14 protein-coding genes, 1 tRNA gene and 1 pseudogene are annotated in these 20122 nt (G+C 38.2%); 10 read left to right on the top strand and 6 right to left on the bottom strand.

Features of this window, described 5'->3' with window-relative positions:
• The first annotated feature begins 142 nt into the window (after positions 1 to 142).
• From H0Z31_14275 to H0Z31_14260, 4 genes and pseudogenes are all read left to right on the top strand, one after another.
• Positions 143 to 2113 carry an ATP-binding protein gene (locus H0Z31_14275; GenBank protein MBO8178595.1) on the top strand — a complete coding sequence of 657 codons (1971 nt, stop codon included), beginning with the start codon at positions 143 to 145 and terminating at the stop codon, positions 2111 to 2113.
• 63 nt (positions 2114 to 2176) lie between these two features.
• Complete coding sequence (locus H0Z31_14270) at positions 2177 to 3601, top strand: DNA double-strand break repair nuclease NurA (GenBank protein MBO8178594.1); 1425 nt, start codon at positions 2177 to 2179, stop codon at positions 3599 to 3601.
• Between the two features lie 661 nt (positions 3602 to 4262).
• Positions 4263 to 4590 (top strand): annotated as a pseudogene (locus H0Z31_14265) (HNH endonuclease).
• A gap of 183 nt (positions 4591 to 4773) precedes the next feature.
• Positions 4774 to 4846: transfer RNA gene (locus tag H0Z31_14260), tRNA-Ala, on the top strand.
• 295 nt (positions 4847 to 5141) lie between these two features.
• Here the strand turns inward: H0Z31_14260 and H0Z31_14255 are convergent.
• The 6 genes from H0Z31_14255 to H0Z31_14230 form a co-directional block, all read right to left on the bottom strand.
• Positions 5142 to 6719 (bottom strand): SagB family peptide dehydrogenase, encoded by a 1578-nt coding sequence (locus tag H0Z31_14255; protein MBO8178593.1) that lies wholly within the window; start codon positions 6717 to 6719, stop codon positions 5142 to 5144.
• Positions 6720 to 6741: 22 nt separating this feature from the next.
• A complete protein-coding gene (locus H0Z31_14250) occupies positions 6742 to 8685 on the bottom strand; it encodes a TOMM precursor leader peptide-binding protein (protein ID MBO8178592.1) in 1944 nt (647 codons plus the stop codon).
• Positions 8682 to 10637 carry a putative thiazole-containing bacteriocin maturation protein gene (locus H0Z31_14245; GenBank protein MBO8178591.1) on the bottom strand — a complete coding sequence of 652 codons (1956 nt, stop codon included), beginning with the start codon at positions 10635 to 10637 and terminating at the stop codon, positions 8682 to 8684. Before H0Z31_14245 ends, H0Z31_14250 begins: the two co-directional genes overlap by 4 nt.
• A 170-nt stretch (positions 10638 to 10807) precedes the next feature.
• Entirely contained in the window at positions 10808 to 11080 is a 273-nt protein-coding gene (locus H0Z31_14240; protein ID MBO8178590.1) for a heterocycloanthracin/sonorensin family bacteriocin, read from the bottom strand.
• Positions 11081 to 11744: 664 nt separating this feature from the next.
• Positions 11745 to 12149, bottom strand: coding sequence for an ion transporter (locus H0Z31_14235; GenBank protein MBO8178589.1), 405 nt, complete (start codon positions 12147 to 12149; stop codon positions 11745 to 11747).
• A gap of 91 nt (positions 12150 to 12240) precedes the next feature.
• Positions 12241 to 12609, bottom strand: a complete 369-nt coding sequence (locus tag H0Z31_14230; protein ID MBO8178588.1) for a VOC family protein — start codon at positions 12607 to 12609, stop codon at positions 12241 to 12243.
• Between the two features lie 333 nt (positions 12610 to 12942).
• Here H0Z31_14230 and H0Z31_14225 point away from each other — a divergent pair, with 333 nt between their 5' ends.
• The 6 genes from H0Z31_14225 (at position 12943) to H0Z31_14200 (ending at position 20119) form a co-directional block, all read left to right on the top strand.
• Complete coding sequence (locus tag H0Z31_14225; GenBank protein ID MBO8178587.1) at positions 12943 to 13683, top strand: amino acid transporter; 741 nt, start codon at positions 12943 to 12945, stop codon at positions 13681 to 13683.
• 180 nt (positions 13684 to 13863) lie between these two features.
• Positions 13864 to 15138, top strand: a complete 1275-nt coding sequence (locus H0Z31_14220) for an MFS transporter (protein ID MBO8178586.1) — start codon at positions 13864 to 13866, stop codon at positions 15136 to 15138.
• 747 nt (positions 15139 to 15885) lie between these two features.
• Positions 15886 to 16335: an Lrp/AsnC family transcriptional regulator gene (locus H0Z31_14215; GenBank protein ID MBO8178585.1), complete on the top strand. Its 450-nt coding sequence runs from the start codon at positions 15886 to 15888 to the stop codon at positions 16333 to 16335.
• 361 nt (positions 16336 to 16696) lie between these two features.
• Positions 16697 to 17638, top strand: coding sequence for an ABC transporter permease (locus H0Z31_14210; GenBank protein ID MBO8178584.1), 942 nt, complete (start codon positions 16697 to 16699; stop codon positions 17636 to 17638).
• On the top strand, positions 17638 to 18564 hold the full coding sequence (locus H0Z31_14205; GenBank protein ID MBO8178583.1) for an ABC transporter permease: 927 nt from the start codon (positions 17638 to 17640) through the stop codon (positions 18562 to 18564). The genes H0Z31_14210 and H0Z31_14205 overlap by 1 nt, the downstream gene beginning before the upstream one ends.
• A 22-nt stretch (positions 18565 to 18586) precedes the next feature.
• On the top strand, positions 18587 to 20119 hold the full coding sequence (locus H0Z31_14200; GenBank protein ID MBO8178582.1) for a glutathione ABC transporter substrate-binding protein: 1533 nt from the start codon (positions 18587 to 18589) through the stop codon (positions 20117 to 20119).
• The last annotated feature ends 3 nt before the right edge of the window (positions 20120 to 20122 follow it).

Raw genomic sequence — 20122 nt, 5'->3', positions numbered from 1 at the left:
TCCCTTAGCAAAAAGTTAACTACTCATTGAATTTTAGCATAAAAGTTTCACTTTGGCCATAGAATAGATACACTTTAATTGGTATAATTTGTATTGTGATATAAAATTTGGGGGGATTTTTGTGAGAGCAAATTTTAACCAAATGTTAAAAAGTGACCCGCTAGTTAAGATTGTACAAAAGGATTCTTTTGTTGGCTGGGTCTATTCAATAGAATATGATGTTGCTTATGTAATGACAAATGACTTATGGAAGAATAATGCTCTAGGTATACCACATAATTCATTCTTAATTGCAACTTCCCTAGACCCAGAGAATTATAGTAGTGCAACAAGTGAGGATAAGCAGGTTATATTATTACGAGTAATAGGATCAGCTAAACTACCTCAAGATGATGATATAGTAAAAATGAAGATAGATTATTTCCAGAATCAAACTGATATAAACTTAAATGAAGATTATGATGACATAACAAAAAACCAGGTTCAGTTTGGTGGTTTGAAATGTAGGGTTATTGGGACATTTTACACCAAAGACGGAGAGCTATTTCTTGGAAGCGATTTAGAATCATTCTATATGTCTACTAGGTTATCAGTTTTTAGACCAAGAAAAAAAGCGCTTGAGATGATTGTAAATCATATTGATCCTATACAGAAAAAAAAATCTATTGATGATGCCAAAGAACAAGGCTTTGAAAAGCCTTTAGATCCTTTTCAAATCGGAACGGTTAGATATACTTCAACAGATAGACTGCATAGAGGATCAGAAGAGGAACTTGTTCCATTTACTATCTCACCTTACGATTTTCTTGCTCGCAGAACAGCAGTGTTAGGAATGACTCGTACAGGTAAATCTAACATGATTAAGAAAACCGTTTCCGTAGTGAAAAAAATAGCAGATGCGGGAAATGTAAATATAGGTCAAATTATCTTTGATATTAATGGTGAATATGCCAATGCAAATAAACAAGATAAGGGTTCTATTGCTGATGTTTATCCAGAAGATACTATTAGATATAGAATGCTAGAGACAGAAGGATTTGAAGATTTAAGAAATAACTTCTATTATCGAACTGTTGAAGGCTTCAACACTATTGTAAGAGACCTTAAGGCTGCAAATAAACTTGATTCAAACTACATAAGAGAGTTTGTAAATATGTCACTTGAACGGCCTGAAGGCAATGATTACACGGATGATGTGAAAAATTGGATGAAAAGGGTAGCAGCCTACAAAGTATTATTATATAAGGCCTCCTTTAAGCCTCCAGCAAACTATACAGTTTCTTTTTACGCTAATAGCAATATAAGGAATGCTGTTAAAGAGAAGTTGGGTGAGGTAGAATTACCTTCATTAGATGTCAATCCTAAAAATGGAAAAGTAACCATGAATTTAGTGGATGCATATAGATGGTTCATCGCATTAAGAGAGGCTAATAATGAACAAAAACTAAGAGCGTCTAATGGTGAGGATTGGGTTGATGATAGTTTAAGTAATTTGCTAGATATGATAGCCCAAAAGTCTCCTGCAGGTACTTTTATTAGCGGATATAAAATTTTAGCGGATTCACGAAAGTATCACTCACCTTCTAGAACTAGCAATGAAGTTGCACGGGAAATTTATGACCATTTAAAAAATGGAAAGATAGTAATTTTAGATTTATCTGTTGGCGATCCAACTGTAAGAGAGACAATTAGTACAGAAATTGCAAAGGAAATTTTTAATAGATCAATGGGAACCTTTATTGAAGGAGAAATGCCTCCAAATATAGTGGTTTATATAGAAGAGGCGCACAACCTAATCGGGAAAAAACTAGATTTAACAGAAACATGGCCAAGACTTGCTAAAGAGGGAGCAAAATACAGAATAGCTTTGGTATATGCTACACAAGAGCCTTCGTCTGTACACCCCAATATATTAGCTAATACTGAAAATTGGTTTGTTACTCATTTAAATAATGAAACAGAAGTGAAGGAGCTAGCAAAATTTTATGATTTCAGTGATTTTAGTAAATCGTTATTAAAAGCACAAGATGTTGGATTTGCTAGGGTTAAAACCTTTTCAAGTCCATATGTCGTACCGGTTCAAATTGATAAATTCGATCCAAATAATGCTTGATTTAAATAAGGGGAAAAATCTTTCCCCTATTTTCTATGATAATTTCTAAGATGGAGTGATTTTATGCCTTACGAAAATCAGTATGCAGATAAGTCATCGCATTCTAATTTGATAAAAAGTCCAGATGTGCATAACTTTCTTGCTAGATGTCAAACGTTAACTGAACCTAGTTTAGAGGAAGCTGAAAGATTAGCAACTCACTTTAAAGAAGTAGATATTAATCATGAAGAATTACCTGAGAGTATAGTAGCTGTTGATGGAAGTTTATATGAGGCTAGTATTGATGAATTTCTCCCAAGTACAAAAATTGGCTATGTAAAAATCGGGAGTCTACTAATAAATCTTTCACAGTTTAGATCATTACGGACTAGTAACAACAAATTTGTGAATCCCTTTGCAGTGGCAAAACTTCAAGAAAACAATGATTCAATTCCTTTTCCTCTTCCAAGCGCAAATGTAATTTTAGAGGGGTTTAATTCTGTTAGAGATAGCTTTAGAGCTGAGGTTGATAAGAGATTATATGAATACCGAATTGATGATAATGACCCAAATACTAGTCTAAGAACTACCTTATTTCATTTAGCATCTAGACGACCAGTAGGTGACAAGGATGATCAACTTGGGACAAATGATCCTGACAAATTATATATACACAAATGTCCTAATGAAAATTGTGATGAAAAGAAAATAGAAGTATTAAATATTGAGGAACAACAAACCTGCCCTAAATGTAAAGAACCTATATTTCCTTCTGATTGCTTGCGATTATGGGAAGAGGTATATGAATATCAATCCAATACAACAGCTTTATCAAGGTTTATGCAAGTAGTCGAGCATTTAATACCAATTCATTATATTAGATGTCTGTATGAAACTGGCTCCCTTAGTGTGATAGGAAAAATAGCTTTTATAGTGGACGGTCCTTTAGCTATATTTGGTCCACCAGCATGGTTACACGCAACAATATTGAAATTTATTCATGATATTAATAATACTTTACGAGAAAAAAATTACGAAGAAGCTTTTATAATGGGCATTCAAAAGACTGGACAAGTAGTTGAATACATGAAGTTAATAGATAAATATATTCCTAAAAATAGAATATTTGCAGTTAGTGACGATTTTAGATATAAATATATTAGTCCTGGTCGTGAAAAGGCGAAAAATGGATATGGATATGAAACTTATTATGGTCAAGACATCGTTTATAAGACATCTACAAATCGAACTTTTGTTTTTAATTTAATATATCCCTTTCCAGATAAATCATCAATAAAAAGAGACTCTTTTATTCAAGAAAAATCAAATTTAAATAATTATAAACAGTTGAATAAAGCTTTAAACATTATACGAGAGTTTGAGTTTGATTTATACGAAAATGCTGTAATCCCTGTTGCACTTGCTCATAGATATACGGCAATTAGTTTAAAACCAGGTGGGAAAGTATTAGATCTTCTTACTAAAAGCGCTTTTAATAATAAGAGATAAAAAATGTTAACTATTGATATTTATCAGATATTTGTTGTAACGTATAAAAAATTTTATTCATATTAGGTCTGGCAATGTGGCCGGCTCTCGTATCTTGTGCTAAATTCTTTATATGTTGTAATTCGCTAATAACTAAATCAGCTAATTCAGAAACATATTTTGATTCTCTTTCAATGTGATATTTCTCATGTCGAATTAATCCAATAAGATATTCAAGTATTTCGTTACGGTTATTAGTAGAATCTATTTATTAAGCTCTCCAGTACTTTTAATGTGCTTAGAAAGCTTATCACCTCAACCTTTAGAGGACTTTTTTCTGGTGCCATAATTAGTGCCAAGTTTCGTGCCGAAATGGTGCCATTCGATTTATTCGGTATAACCTATCATATTTAAGATTTGGAGAAACTTTGATATATCAACCTTTTTCAAATATTGATGGTCTTACCTATAATCAATAAAATTATAAAAATCGCTTATTTCGCTTTGACAGGATAGAAGCCGTAGTGAGGACTTTTCTCCTTTTATTTATCTCTTGATCGAAAGGAAAAATTTATTTAATAGTACATAGCTTCCTATGAAGACATAGTGAGGTATTATTTTTGCTTCAAGATAAAGAATCTGAGGAAGTAGAGATATATGAACTAGAGTTGAGGGGACTCCTATAAATTATTATGGTAGAAAATATGAAAGAGATGGAACTAATCGTAAAAATGTATTGAAATTTTTTGTTTAAACTGTGTCGCTTGTGGATTCAATTTTAAGAAGTTTTATGGTGAGCGGGGAAAAGATTTTATTGAGGTTCATCATGTAAAACCGCTAAGCACGATTAAAGAAGAAGTGGAAATTAACACTGAAACAGACTTAGTTCCTGTTTGTGCTAACTGTCATAGGATGATACACAGAAAGACGATATTTACAGTATTGAAGCAATGAGGGCTATTATAAAAAAAAATTTGATTAAGGTTTATAATAATTCAATCAATTTGTAATCTTTAGGTCTTGCTATATGCAAGACCTCTCTTGTCTCGATACTAACACTCTTGACATATCCTAACACAACGCTATACAATACAGACAGACTACATTACATTAAAATTTCTGAAAAATTCCTGTAAGAAGGTCAAAATGTTTCAATTGTTGGTCAAAATATTGATATATCAATATTTATCCATGGGGCATTAGCTCAGTTGGGAGAGCGCTACGCTGGCAGCGTAGAGGTCACCGGTTCGAGCCCGGTATGCTCCATACTTATACACAAGCGAAAAAAACCTTGATATATCAAGGTTTTTTCTTTTATTTTTGTTTATATAGCACATAGAAACTCTTGCTAAACTAACTCTTTGGTCATATACGTATTATTTAATAAATCCAACAATTTACTGTTCTTTACTAGACTTATAGCCTCTATTGTTTATCCTAAGGTGGTAGGACAGGAAGTGGATTCATTCAATCCATTAAAGTTTAGGGCTAATTTTTAACGGTGAAAGCTGAATAACACATTTACTCATAGCAGAACCAATGCTTTCATTCTTCTTCTTACTTAGCTATGCAAACTTCCCTTCAACCAAGCGCGAGGTCGATATGGACCGATCGGAATTTGGATTAGGGTGGTTTTTCCTTGTGAACCCATTTTGTAAATCGCATCACATAAGTTCGCATCAAACCCTAGGAGTGGGTGCCCCCCCAGCCCGAGGGCTGCCGCCGCTAACAATAACCGTTGCACGAGCATTCCAGCTTCCATCTGTTGGATACGATAACCTCTATATCCCAGTTCCGTTATGAAGTGATCCTTGTCCCCTGCTACATGTAGGCAGAGCGGTACTTGGAACAAATTCACATTATGTCCAGACATTCCGTATTGTAACTGGAGTCGATGATCTCCGAGATGTATCTGTCGTAATGTATGGGCAGCGCTATCATAATGATATGCACCATTCGGAATACCTTCAATATTATACAAACAGCCATACAATGAGACACGGGACTCATGCATCTTATGTGCTTCATCCAAATCATTTCGATACGAGAAGGAAGCCGTTGCCTCCTGAAGTAGTGCGGCCAATTGCAGTTGACTTACCTTTCCCAAAACGAAATCCATGTCCGGTGAATATCGTATTCGACAGACCGACGCCAAATCATAAGATAGCCGCTTCACGTGAGGTAGAGCCACCGATTCACCTTCACTATTCATCCTTTCCTTCGCCTTGATCTGTCGAAACGATCGCGTTGATTCCAGTATGGATGCTTCATTCATTTTAGTTAACATCGGATAGTCGATAATCCTCCGTGACCGGACATAGTGATTACAATGAATTGCTGTCAACTCTTGGCATAATTCGTCGGAAGAAACAATCTCGTCTATATTACTCCTGTTCGTAAACAAGACTGTAGGTTCCACCGATAGCGGAATAACCGTATACACGCTCTCTTCCTGTTCGGATAGCCCAAGGAGATGGTTGATGGCCCGATCAAGAAATTGGAAGTACACCCCCGATGCAAAGCCGAACCGTTTTGCCACTTCTAGTAACTGTCCAATCAGCACACCAGCATCCAGTCCTTGCAGACGGTAGGCAAAGTTATTGTATTTAAAGAAATTTTTCCAAAACATAGTCGACACAAACACAGTACCGAAACAAGCAGACACGTCACAGCGATTACCGAGAGCACGGGCAATATATGAATCGAATTTCCCTTCTCGTAACAATACCAAGCGATGATGCGCTACATCATAATGGTACACTCCAGCAGGCAAATCCTCTATCTTTAGATATACGTACAATTCGTTTGGATATAACGCCCCGCCGGAAGGAACAAATCGTCGATATGACTGCATGAGGTCGGCCTCTTGTTCTGTCGAATCCAAAGGAAAGACTGACTGACAAAATTGAGTGAGACCGTATACATACCAGAGAAAATGACCGATTTCACGAAGGTCAGGCGTTGCGGGAACTTTTCGTCCTTCAAGCGTCATTGGTACTTCCAGAGAAAGAGGAACTACAGGCAAACCGCGATAGAGCTTATACGCAAGCGGTGCATCTTTCCAATCCACTTCCCAGTCCGGTGGGCTTGCCTTCTCAATGTCAAAATGTAGATTGTGTAGAAATGCTTCAAGACTCATCCTCGTACCTCCTAGTCTCCACTTATGGAAACGGATGCGGATATGGATTGAGCTGTTCAAGTGTCAGTGGTTGTTTCGCATACCCGAGTTCCATTGGTACCTTCAACACCCTTTCCAGCCCTATTAATCGAGTAAGGTGATGTCCAAATGTCATCGGCAACATCCCCGGAATCAGCACTTTCACACAATACAATCCGTTTCTTAAGGTTTCCGATGTGGTCTGGTCCACCACAATCACATCAAGGTTCAATCCACGAAATACCTGAAGAATGTCCTGTAGATCATCGGTCAGGTCTGTATGTCTCGCCTTCCACTTAAATTCCTCGTGAAACGTTCGCAACGGACGACTATCATCCAGCAAAAACTGTAGGCGCTCTTCCGCTTGTGGTAAACCGTACAGCATTCCATGATCATCCATCTTCTGGACAAGGGAAGAATCTTGTAACATTCGCACATACTCCTCCTGGTTGGCTTCTAATTTCTCGTCAAGCGTCAGCATCATACCAGCCAACTCGTGAACCGCACTTTTCACCGCCCGTACCGGGTCTGGATGAGCTCCAGCCGCACAAATGATATTCAATCCCTTTTGCTTCCTATTTTTCGCTAACGCCCAAACGCTTGGAATTCCATGCTCCATCGTCGAGTTAAACAAATGCAGATCATATCCCGCCACCGCCCTTACACGGTCGACCATCAACTGCAATTCTTGATCGTTAGCAGAATAAGGGTCAAGACGCGGGAGAGACAGCTGCGCGTACCAAGTCATCAGGAACGAATCACGTTCCACCACTTCCAAAATACCGTAGAAAATAGCCTCCTCCAAACTCCCGCCTAACGCGCATCCGTTGGACGTTTCATAGACAAACCCCTGCCCGCAGCCCAAGCTGTAATAGGCAAGCAACTCTGGAACCAGAATCGGACGCTCTTGTAAAAACGAATAGCCCCATACCCAATTCATTGGGCGATCAGGATGAAACGGTTTAAATGGAAAACCGGGCTGTTCATACTGTTCCTTCGCGTGTACCCCTACTTTGACAGGATTGAGAGCTTGATCTCTCAGATTACGGAAACTATCATGCACCACTGTCCGTTTTCCACGGGGGGCGATACCGCAGGACCGCTCCAAGCCTTCCAAAATGGCAGTTAACTCGCTTACCGCATATGAATGAGTCCGGCCTGCTACTCCCTCATCTGCCGTGAACAAAGGTAGGTTTACGATGACATCAGCAAACGGCGTCGCGAATTCATATATTTTACCATTCAAAAATCCGGTCCGGTGATCTAGATAGTCTTTACGCAGAACTTTATTGAGATCGTCCATCGTACGGCAACGGTAACTATCGGGGCTGATTTTTGGACTTGGTTTCAGTGAAATTTGGGCTGCTGTCGATGAATCGTCAGGTAAAGGACTACAGACTGCACACAACGAATCGGGTAGAATAAAGTGGCATGAGTTCTCCAGTGTTTTTAGGTTGAGCAAAAACACCCGTCCTTCCGAGCGGGGCAAGCTGCCTTGTAAGATCCTCTGTGCCTCCTCCGCTAGCAGGTAAGCCACCTGCAAAAGTCCCGTGCGAGATACCCACGCGTCACACGATATTCCTCCTTGCTTCGCCAGCTTCTGTTGCATCTCCCACATCTCTTTACGGTCGCGTCCTGCCATTAGTAGACGCGTGTCTGCACACTGGGAGCACCCCGGCGTACCCGGGCTTACCAGTGGACCAATCACCCCCTCACCAAATGAAACAAAGCCTCGCAGCCAAGGGATACCGATTGGTCGTAACACCTCTTCCGCTTTTTTATGAACCGATGGATTCCAGCCATCGTGCAATACTAGAACCAAATCGGTTGCTTCCGGTACGCCTGCCTCGAAATCGGTTCGACGAACTACCTGGTATTGGGTAGGCAGTTTTTCGCACACAAAATCAGCCAATAACCCTTCTCCGACAACCACCACTGTAGCACTCACCGGGATTCCTCCTCTCGCACCAATACACCAAACACTCCTGCCAATTCCTTTCTCAAAAATGGTTCCAGCGCTAGTTCAAAGACCAAGAGCCGCTTGTGGTTCCGTTCCAACACCTGCATTGCGGACTGTAAGACCTCAGATTGTGTCGTCTCTTCACACGTAGGGATTAAAAGGCTTAGCGGCACCTTTTTTTCCAAAGGTACGGATGAAACCTCCAAAGCTTGTATCGTGAGACAATCCACTTCGTTTTGTGCTTTCATAAGTGCCTGTTGTAGCGCTTTCTGTAACGCCAATGTTATATTCAAACCTACACTACCATACCAGCGACCATTCGTTCCAACCCATACCACAGGGAAGCCGGCCACTTTCTCTCCTAAGCCGATTATTGGTGCTCCCTGCATTGTTGTCAGTGCTTGCAAATAAAACCGGCAGCGCTCATCTTCTACCGTACTCAACTGCACCCGAGAGACAGGATTCTTCTGAGCGATCTGTTGCTTACTAAGTTCCTCAGCCAAATATTTTTGTAACCCACGGCAAACACCTTCCGCAAACGTTTCACCCGCTCCAACACCAATAAATTCCTGGGGTTCTACCATAGTACGCTGTTGTGGAGGTAGAACCGTAACGAGCTCACTGATCATTCGCGACACATACGCTTCAATTCCGGCCAGGCCGGCTTCTCGACGTGCCTCCTGATGTGTCAGACCTGTACATACAATACTTGGCAACAGCTCAGCCGGTCCCTCCGATAACGGGTCAATTGTCTGAACGCGGCACTGGGCTAACGGCAGCTGCTTTAAATTCCCTTCCTCCCAAATATGGAAAATCCCCGATTTCTCCGATGTCAACTGGCTAAAGTAAAGAAACAATTCGCTCGGTTCACCTCGGCTTGCTCTCTGTTCGAGCCGCAAATCGAAATCTTGAACCCATTCGGCTGTCACACGTCCAGTCACCAACGGATGAGGCATGAACGAATGCCAGTTTCCTTCCAATGTATCCAAATCAAGCAGGAAGAATTGATTCTTTTGTTCCGATTCGATCACTCCGGTAACCTTTTTAAACAATTCAAACACAATCACATTGGCCAGCATCGCTCCTGCTGTTGAAGAGAAAGTGTCTAATGGCTGATCTTTGCTAAGCGCGGATTGGTGCAGGCAGCGCCATGCAGACTCCCAACATCCTTCAGAGTCTGGGGAGACTAGCGGACCTGCCAGTCCCACCTGCTTCAGACATATGGCGGGGAGGAACATCTTCTTCTCTTCTCTACAAACCGTATGAAGAAGTCGTAGTTCCTCTACATCGCGATCCTGCGACACATACAAAATTGAATCAAACGGCTGCACAATCTGCCGCCAAGAACGTTCCCCCTCCTTCTGCAGTGTGACCTCTTCTATCACTACCTCGGGGTCCGTTTTACGGGCATGTAACACCAGTTCCACTATCCGCTGCCGATTAGTCGGCACAGTTTCCGTAACCAACACGTGAAACTTGGACAATCCAGATTCAATCAACGCAAAAACCAACGAGATAAAAAAAGGGCCAGAGCCGATCGCCAACACTTTGGCCTGACGATAGGCTTGAAAACGGTACGCGCCCGAATCACCGAAACTGTCCAAAAATTCAATTTGAGAAGCATACTTTTTAAGAATCTGATCCGCTAATTGATGCGGACGGTCTTGGCTCACGTCCCTAACAAACCCGTTTCGGTACAGCACTTCTGCAATTTCATACACCCGATCCCGATATGGTCCCGGCAATCCGTCTGTCAAATCCCCCAACGTGTACTCCCCATTGAACATCGGTATCAGTTTTTCAATCCACTTATCGATCATACTGCCTTTCATACGGAACGAACTTAAGTTGTTTCGAATATACACACCGCTGTTTGAATCAGGGAGAAAAAACGTATCCCTTTTCACTTTCAGACGCATAGAAGGGGTCAAATTTGTCATTCTGCTCCTCCTTACCTGTAAGCTGTTCTCGAATCTGCATCAATTACTTTCACTATCATCCTATGAACCGCATTTTGTCTGTTATGTCTAAACTTAAAGAGAAGAGCCCCTGCAACAACTCATGCAGGGGCTTCTTAGGCAATAAGGTTTTCTTTAGAAAACTGGAATGATTAACCACCGCAGCGATTGCCACAACGACCACCGCAGCGATCACCGCAACGACCACCACATCGATCACCGCAACGACCGCCGCAACGAAAACAATTAGAGCAGTTAAAGCAAAAAAAGCAACTAAAAAAGCAACTAAAAAAGCAACGACCAAAACCACCGCATTGTCGAGCCGAATCAATATAATAGTTTTGGTTCCAAGGAACTGCCTCACTCGCCTGGAAATCACCAACATTCAACATTTGAAGTTCCCTATGGAAATTATTCATTTTCATACCTCCGTATTTAAATTCATAAGGGTTGCCAGCAACACGAAAAGGGAAACAGAGCGAATATCCTCTGAAAAACAATTGTTTAACAGATAAATCTGACAATACTTCGAGTACTCTCCCCAACAAAATATGTATGATAATTGGGTATTGTTACTGATAGAAAGGCCTATTTTTACTGAGTTTTCGTAAAACAGTACAAAATGGAAATGAGATGGGGATGATCACATGATCAATAAGGCTGCAGATTTTCAGAAAAACCAAGACTAAGTTAGTAAGCCTGGGGATACAAGTAACTTATTTCAACGTCTAATGTGGGGCATCTTTAAATTCTTATGTAATCGATTATCAAGCTTTGGCACAAACCTCATTTACTTATGATACGGTTCTCCTTAATCTCTCTAACAATGATTTATTATTATTATTAGTGATTACTTTTCATAAAATAGCGAAGACCATAAAAACTTGGGAAGCTCATATTTTATAATACTTTTAACACCTTATAAAACCAAAAGCAGAGAGTACGAACCATAAAATCAAGAACATTAATAAAAAAGACCTTCCAATTAATAAAGCCAACCACGGTATACAAAAAGCTAGTGGTAGTCACCACTAGCTTGATTCCTATTTTGTAAGGGATCCGACCTTTGCATCTTTACAATCAACCGTTTTAATTCGGAATTTCGTTTCGTAAAGCAGCTGATTCTTCCTCTGGAGATGTTGTTTTTTTAGCATCTGTTTCATCATTCATGTCATGTGCTTTTTCAACATTATTGACAATAACTCCGACGAACAAGTTAAAAATAATAAAAGTACCAAACAAGATAAAGGTGACAAAATACAGCCAAGACCATGGAATTTCCTCAAAAATCGGTCTCATTCCACCGCTAGCCCATGATTCCAATGTCACCACTTGGAACAACGTTAGTAAACTTAAGTCTAGTGACCCCAAATATTCTTTTGACACCTTAGCAAACAGAATTGTTCCTAACACAGAATAAATGTAGAAAAATAGTCCAAGAAGGAGCAGAATATTTCCCATTGCCGGTATCGTTAATAAAAGTGCATTCACCATCCGGATTACTTATAAATAGGGATGAAGTTTCTAAACACAAAAAAACTGCAGAAGTATCCTACAGTAGTTAACCTTTTATAAATATAATTTTTTAATTATGGACTTGAAGCTTGTTACCAGTTGGGTCATAAAAGTAAAAAAAGTGATGTCCATTATCCATTTGTATTTCATCAACTTCTATACCGTGATCAGATAAATGTTTATGTAATTTTTCGATTTCTGAAGTCGTGAACCCTACTGAAAATTCAGGTTGGTCATTTATAGTAAAATGCCCGCGGGAATCTTTATCTGCTTGAACCAAAACTAACAATGGACCCGTCTTTAACTCCAAAACAGCTAAGTCGCCTCTATTATGTCTTAATTTGAAACCTAAGCATTCCGTATACCACTTTACGGATTCACCTAAATCAATAACAGGAATTCTAAAGTAGTGGATTCCATTGATTAAAGATTCGCTCATTAAAACATCCTCCTTTGGGAATTGTTTACTGTTATTTCCTATAATATGGTTTGAAATCCTTTATATTCAGAATTAATTGTTTTAACATGTTTACCGAAAAGTCTCCCACCTCTAAGCGAAGTGTAGATAGGAGAGGTTCATTCAGTACGTACAGATATGATGATGCATTAATGGTAACTGAAAGAAAACCATAATAGAAGACTATTTAAAGAGAGAAATTATCGCCAAAAACATTTTGTTTAGTAGGTAATAAATCTGTAGAAAGTTCCCCAGTTCCTAATCTATAATATCTTCAAATTCAACTTTATAAAAAAACATTTAAAAGGTGATTATATGCTGGAGCCTATTGTACATGGAGTACTATTAGCTTTTGGGCTTATTTTACCATTAGGTGCCCAAAATGTTTTTGTATTTAACCAGGGGGCAACACTAAAGCCTTTTATCAGGACTGTACCCGTCGTATTAGTTGCATCATTATGTGACACGTTACTTATTTCTTTAGCTGTTTTAGGAGTTTCTGTGGTTGTTCTTACATTTGCTTGGCTAAAACTAGGAATTTTTATAATCGGTTTCTTATTTTTACTTTATATGGGTTGGAGCATTTGGAACAGTGATCCTTCATCAACAGATAATAATCACCGCCAAATGACAATAAAGCAACAAATACTGTTTGCTATGTCTGTTTCTTTACTAAATCCTCACGCTATTTTAGATACGATTGGTGTTATTGGTACAAGTTCATTAAATTATGAGGGACCGCAAAAGTTAGCTTTCAGCTTAGCCTGTATTTTTGTATCCTGGTTATGGTTTTTAGGGTTAGCTGTTGCTGGTTATGTAATTGGGAGAATTGATACACAGGGAACATGGTTAAGACGGTTAAATAAGGTTTCAGGAATCATCATTTGGGGAGTAGGATTATATATCGGAATTCAAGTAATGACTTCATTTGAAGTAAATAAACTCGTATCTATTTTGATATTATTTATCATCATTTTTGCGTTTATAGGTCATATGATTTTTCTTAATGCTAAAGCTAATGGTAAAAAGATGGAAAAAGATATTCATTTACCTTAATTGTTTGAAGTGTAGGGAGATATCAAGCTAAAAGAAAAGTAGATAAAGAACACACTCTAGCTAAGTTTAGATGATTACTTGGGATAATTTAAATTAAAAACAAAGAGTTAGCAAAATTTTCTTTGTCTGATTATTTTATTATAATAATTTTGTTAAATTTTGAAGATAGTGAGTGAGCGTATGAATCGTATTCATTATAGTTGGATTATTTTAATCATTACATTTTTTTCTATTATTGTAGCTGGAATTGTTAGGTCATCCTCTGGGGTATTTATCGTACCGTTTGAAAATGAGTTTGGCTGGGATCGTTCTGTTATTTCTTTGGCCTTTGCCATAAGTTTGTTTCTATATGGAATATCAGGTCCGTTTATGGCGGCATTAATTGAAGCGTTTGGATTAAAGAAAATGATGATGGCTGCTATGGTCACTTTATTGACAGGAATTGTACTTACCTTTTTCATGCAGCAATCGTGGCATCTCATTCTCATTTGGGGCATTATTATCGGACTAGGTTCAGGACTATTTTTAACGGTATTAAGTCCCTATGTAGCGAATCGTTGGTTTGAGAAAAGAAGAGGGCTTGCAGTCGGAATATTGACAGCCAGTACGGCGACTGGTCAGTTAATCTTACTACCGGTCTTAGCCATTGTTATTGAAAATTATTCATGGCGCTGGGCGATTGGCTTAATTCTGTTACTTAGTATTATCATGCTGGTTATCATTCTATTATTTATGAAAAATAGTCCGAGGGAAGTTGGTATTTTTCCATATGGCCTTGAGGAAGAACCAAAAGAGACTACTGTAGTTCAAAAGAAAAATCCGATTGTTATCGCGTTCCAGTCTTTATTTGAGGCTGTAAAAGTGAAGGAATTTTGGCTGTTAGCGGGTAGTTTTTTTATTTGTGGGCTTTCAACGAGTGGTTTAATTGGGACGCATTTTGTTTCTTACTGTATTAGCTACGGAATACCTGTTGTAACAGCAGCTTCTTTGCTTTCATTTATGGGAATCTTTGATTTAATTGGAACAACTATATCTGGATGGTTATCAGACCGACTCGATAACCGGTGGTTGTTGTTTTGGTATTACGGTCTAAGAGGAGCTTCTCTAGTATTACTCACTTATGCGCTAAAAGAAGGCTCTATCATCCTACTAGTGATCTTCTCTGTCTTTTACGGTTTAGATTGGATTGCGACTGTGCCCCCAACGATCAGTATTTCAAGACAAGTCTTTGGAATAGAGAAAAGTGGGATTATTTACGGGTGGATTTTTGCGTCTCACCAAGCAGGTGCAGCAGTCGCCGCATACGGTGGAGGTCTTATCTATAAGATATTTAATTCTTACACATGGGCATTCTTTTTAGCGGGAATCTTTTGCTTATTGGCGAGTTTATTTGTAATCATAATTAAAAAACAAAAGTCGGAATTAGTTATTAAAGAAAATGTAATGAAGATATAAAAATGCTAAAGCTGAAAAAGGTTTAGAAATAGAAACTGATTTTTCGTGTCAACCGTAAGTGAATCATATCGTTATCCTAGTTTGAATAACTTTAAAATTTAACAAACAGGCGCAAACCTGTAATATGGATTATGTCCTTTTTTACATTTTTGGGTAATGCTGATGAGGATCGTTTATTCAGTTACTAAGTCTCTTGTAGTTTATTGCTATAGCGATTGCTGCAATAGGTGAACCGATTACAGATATAAGGGCAAAAATAAGAGAACCATTGCTTAATGAATCATTTAACATACGGGTAATTCCAAAGACAAAAAGAAGTAAACAACCGATAAACCCTATGATCAATCGATTTTTAATTTCATCAGTAACCTCCCCTGAAAATAATGTTAATTCAATATCAATGGTAACACATCTATATTAAAATTTTGAAATAAAAGAAATTATTTCATATTACTAGTTAAGATAAGCTAATTGTAAATTCTATAATCGGGCTCGTTTTTTGAAGATACTTAGGTTTTAAAATAACTTTATCTGCTAATAATCACTTTTGATTAAATATATTGGAGTAGAATCTAAAAAAATATAACGTCTGATACTTAATGCGCAGTATTTAAAAGATAATAGGAATAATATATATTTTTTAAAGAATTTTTGTAAAATTCTGATCCGGACTTTTCACCTATCTTGAATATAGGTATAATGAATTTACTTGTGAAATTAGGAGACGGGCAAAATGGAGGAGTAGAAATGAAAATTGATGAAATTGATCGTAAAATATTGCAATTGTTAACAGAAAATGGCCGTCTTTCTTATGCGGAAATTGGAAAGCGCTTAAATCTATCTCGTGTATCGGTGCGTGAGCGTGTGAATCAACTAATCGAGAGTGGTGTAATTGAACGTTTTAGTGTTGTTATCAACTCTGAAAAGTTTGGAAAAAAAGTATCTGCCTTCTTTGAAGTTGATTGTGAACCCGCTTATTTAGTAAAGGTAGCTCAAACGTTAGCTGATAATCCGAGTGTTGCAAGCTGTTATCAAATGACAGGACCAAGTACGTTACATATGCACGTACTAGTAGAAGATTTTGCTGCATTAGAGAAATTTGTAAATAATGAACTTTACTCCTTAGAAGGAATTACAAGAGTAGAAAGTCATATTTTATTAAGGCGATTTAAAAGTAGAAATGGCCTTAAACTATAGGAGAAGAGCTTAACCATATTGATAAGCTCTTTTTTTTTGTGCTTTTTAAGCTTTGTAAAAATAATCATTTTTGATTGTAGATGAATAGAAAGGGATTTGTCTTCTAAATCAAATAAACATGCCAACCCCTTTACAGTGGTAGTGGGATGAAGCAACGTCTTACTAATTATGAAAGTGATATTATTGATTATTAATAATATATAAAATTTTTGAAAAATTTATAGATTTTTCTTTTGTCATCCGATATAATCGGTAATAACAAATTTTTAGTTCCGTTTGTTAAGGTATTTTTAACATTTGGTTAACAAACGAAGTCTTGAATGGTGATTATTTTAATTTAAAGGAGGTTGTTTATTTTGTCATGATTGCCCTGATTGTACGGCGGTTTATCCAGCTTATTCTTTTGCTCATTGGGATTTCTTTTCTCGTATTTGCTAGCATGCATATTGCTCCAGGTGATCCAGCAGCAATTATTGGTGGACCAACTGCAACAGAATCAGACATTGCTGCTATTAGAGAAAATTTAGGTCTTAATGATCCCTTTTTGGTTCAGTATTGGAACTACTTGAAGGGGACCTTGCAAGGGGATTTGGGCTACTCCTACCAAACAAAACAGTCTGTTGCTGAGGCCATTGCTATAAGGTTCCCGAACACTCTTAACTTGGCGATAGCCAGTATGATTGTAGCAGTCGTGATTGGGGTTATGGCTGGTATTATTTCCGCTCTAAAACAAAATTCTTGGTTAGATGTGACGAGTACAGTTTTCGCTTTAGCCGGAATTTCTATTCCAAATTTTTGGCTCGGAACGATCTTGATTCTCGTCTTTGCAGTTAATTTGCAAGTTCTTCCGGTTGGTGGATTAGACGCACCATTTTGGACGTTAGAAGGAATGAAACAACTGATTTTACCAGCTATTACTTTAGGAACAGGATCTGCAGCCATGATTGCAAGGATGAGCCGCTCTTCCATGCTTGAAGTCATTCGAGCCGATTACATACGTACAGCAAGAGCAAAAGGTTTAAAAGAAAAGTCAATTATTGGGATTCATGCTCTTAAAAACGCTATGATTCCTATCATTACAGTAATCGGGTTAAATTTTGGATTTTTATTAGGTGGAACGATTATTACAGAACAGGTATTTGCTATCAACGGAATAGGACGCCTCATGATCGATGCCATCGCAGCAAGAGATTTTCCAATGGTACAGGGTTCCGTATTATTAGTTGCCACTCTTTTTGTATTAGTCAATCTAATTGTTGATATCATTTATGTCTTTATCGATCCAAGAATCAGCTATGACTAATGAGGAAAGGGGGAAGTTCATTGTCAGCTGAAGTGGTTACAAATAAAAACGTCACAAGTTCTGTTCAGTCAAAAACGAAAGAAAAGTATCTTATTACAACGGCGAAGAGGTTATTGAAAAATAAGCTAGCTGTTATAGGACTCGTAATTATCACTATTCAAATTTTTCTTGCTATTGCTGCACCATTTATTACGGCTTATGACCCAGTACAGCAGGATTTATCATCGAGTGAACTTCCGGTCTTCTCTGAAGGACATTGGCTTGGAACAGATAATCTAGGAAGAGATATGTGGAGCAGAATCGTATATGGGGCTAGAATTTCCTTAGTTGTTGGGATTACAGCTGTCAGTCTTGGCCTTATTGGAGGCGTAATCCTTGGTTTACTTTCAGGATATTACCAAAGACTCGATGGATTGATTATGAGAGTGGTAGATTTACTTTTTGCCTTTCCCGGAATTTTGCTTGCAATGCTTATTATAGCAATTCTTGGAACAAGCTTATTGAATGTAGCTATTGCGATCAGTATTTGGTCCATTCCAACTTGTGCTCGTATTGTAAGAGGCTCTGTGTTAAGTATCAAAAAACAGGAGTATATTCAAGCGATGAAATCATTGGGAGCTAGTGATCTACGAATCTTAGTCAAACATATTCTTCCTAACTGTTTAGCTCCGATTATTGTATTTGCCACCATGAGAATGGCAACGGCAATTTTGTCGACATCAGCTCTTAGCTATTTAGGATTAGGTGCACAGCCACCGACTCCTGAATGGGGAGCGATGATTGCCCAAGGACAAAATTTTATGTGGACTTCTCCACATATGACGATTGTACCAGGAATTGCAATCATGCTCATTGTTTTTGCTTTTAACGTCGTAGGTGATGGATTAAGAGATGCTCTCGATCCAAATATGGATTTGAATCAATAAAATATTAAAGGAGGATAATAAAGTGAAGAAATGGTTGGTAGCAATAGTAGCTTTATTAGTTTTGATATCAACAGGTTGTTCAAGTAGTTCAAGTGGTAATGAAAGTAAAACTGGTGGAAACGTACCACAAGAAATTACATACGCAACAACTTCAGATGTCGTGGGACTTTCTCCTATTTTAACCAATGATTCCGTTTCCTCGAATGTCATTAATCAAGTCTATGAAACTCTTTTCACAAGAAATCCAGAAACAATGGAAATTGAACCATTATTAGCAGAATCCTATGAAACACCTGACGACACTACATGGATTATCAAATTAAAAGAGGGGATTAAGTTCCATGATGGGACTGATTTTAATGCTGAAGCGGTAAAATATACGTTCGATAAATTTAGGGATCCAAAAACGGCTGCACCAAGAGCTTCTCTTTTAGAACCAGTTGAATCCGTTACAGTAATAGATGATTATACTGTAGAAATTAAAACAAAATATCCATACGGTCCGCTATTAGCAGCATTATCACATACAAACGCTTCAATTGTGAGTCCAAAAGCGGATCAATCACAAGACCTTATGAAAGAACCAGTTGGAACTGGACCATTCAAATTCGTCAGTTGGACACCTGGTGATCAAGTGGTGCTTGAAAAGAATGAAGAATACTGGCAAGGTGCTCCTAAGCTGGACAAAGTAGTGTTTAAAGTTGTGCCAGAAGTAACAACTGCCATTTCCATGCTTCAAACAGGGAAAGTACACTTCATTGATGCCATTCCAACGGAGCAATTGAAGCGTGTCGAATCTCTTAAAAATGTTGAAGTGATTAAGAAAGAAGGAACTCCTGTTTACTACATGGGCTTCAATATGGAAAAAGAACCAATGAATAATCCGGAATTTCGTCAGGCAGTAGCTTATGCTCTTGATCGAGAGGCATATGTAAACAAACTAAACGGACTAGGTGTAAAAGGAAACAGTGTCATTGGACCGAAAGTATTTGGATTTGATGAATTAGCAGATAAAGCCGGTTATGAGTATAACCTTGAAAAAGCAAAGAAACTCGTAAAGAAAAATAACTTTGGAGACAAAGAATTAACCATTTTAGTAGCGAACCGTGATAGCTATATGCTTATGGCGGAAATTGCACAATCTCAATTAACAGAAGCAGGACTTAAAGTGTCAATTGAAACAATGGAATGGGGAACGTTTCTCGACACAGCTCGTGAAGGTAATTACGACATTACGTTCCTTGGTTGGTCCAATGTAACAGCGGACGGCAGTGAGTTACTTTATCCTAACTTCCATTCTGATAATATCGGTGCTTCCAATCGAGTCCGTTACAACAATCCTGAATTTGATCAATTAGTAGAAGAATCAAGAATGAATATCGATCAAGACGTTCGTAAACAAAAGCTAAATGAAGCAAATCAATTGTTGGTCAAAGATGCGCCGATTATAGTGATGAACCATGGTGTTGTAACAGCCGCTTTTGATCAATCTGTCAAAGGTTTGCAATTAGATCCAACAGGTCAATGGTCACTTTATAACGTTTACAGAGAGTAGGTG

This window comes from Bacillus sp. (in: firmicutes) (assembly GCA_017656295.1).
Lineage (GTDB): Bacteria > Bacillota > Bacilli > Bacillales > JACDOC01 > JACDOC01.
This window is presented reverse-complemented; position numbering and strand designations above follow the sequence as displayed.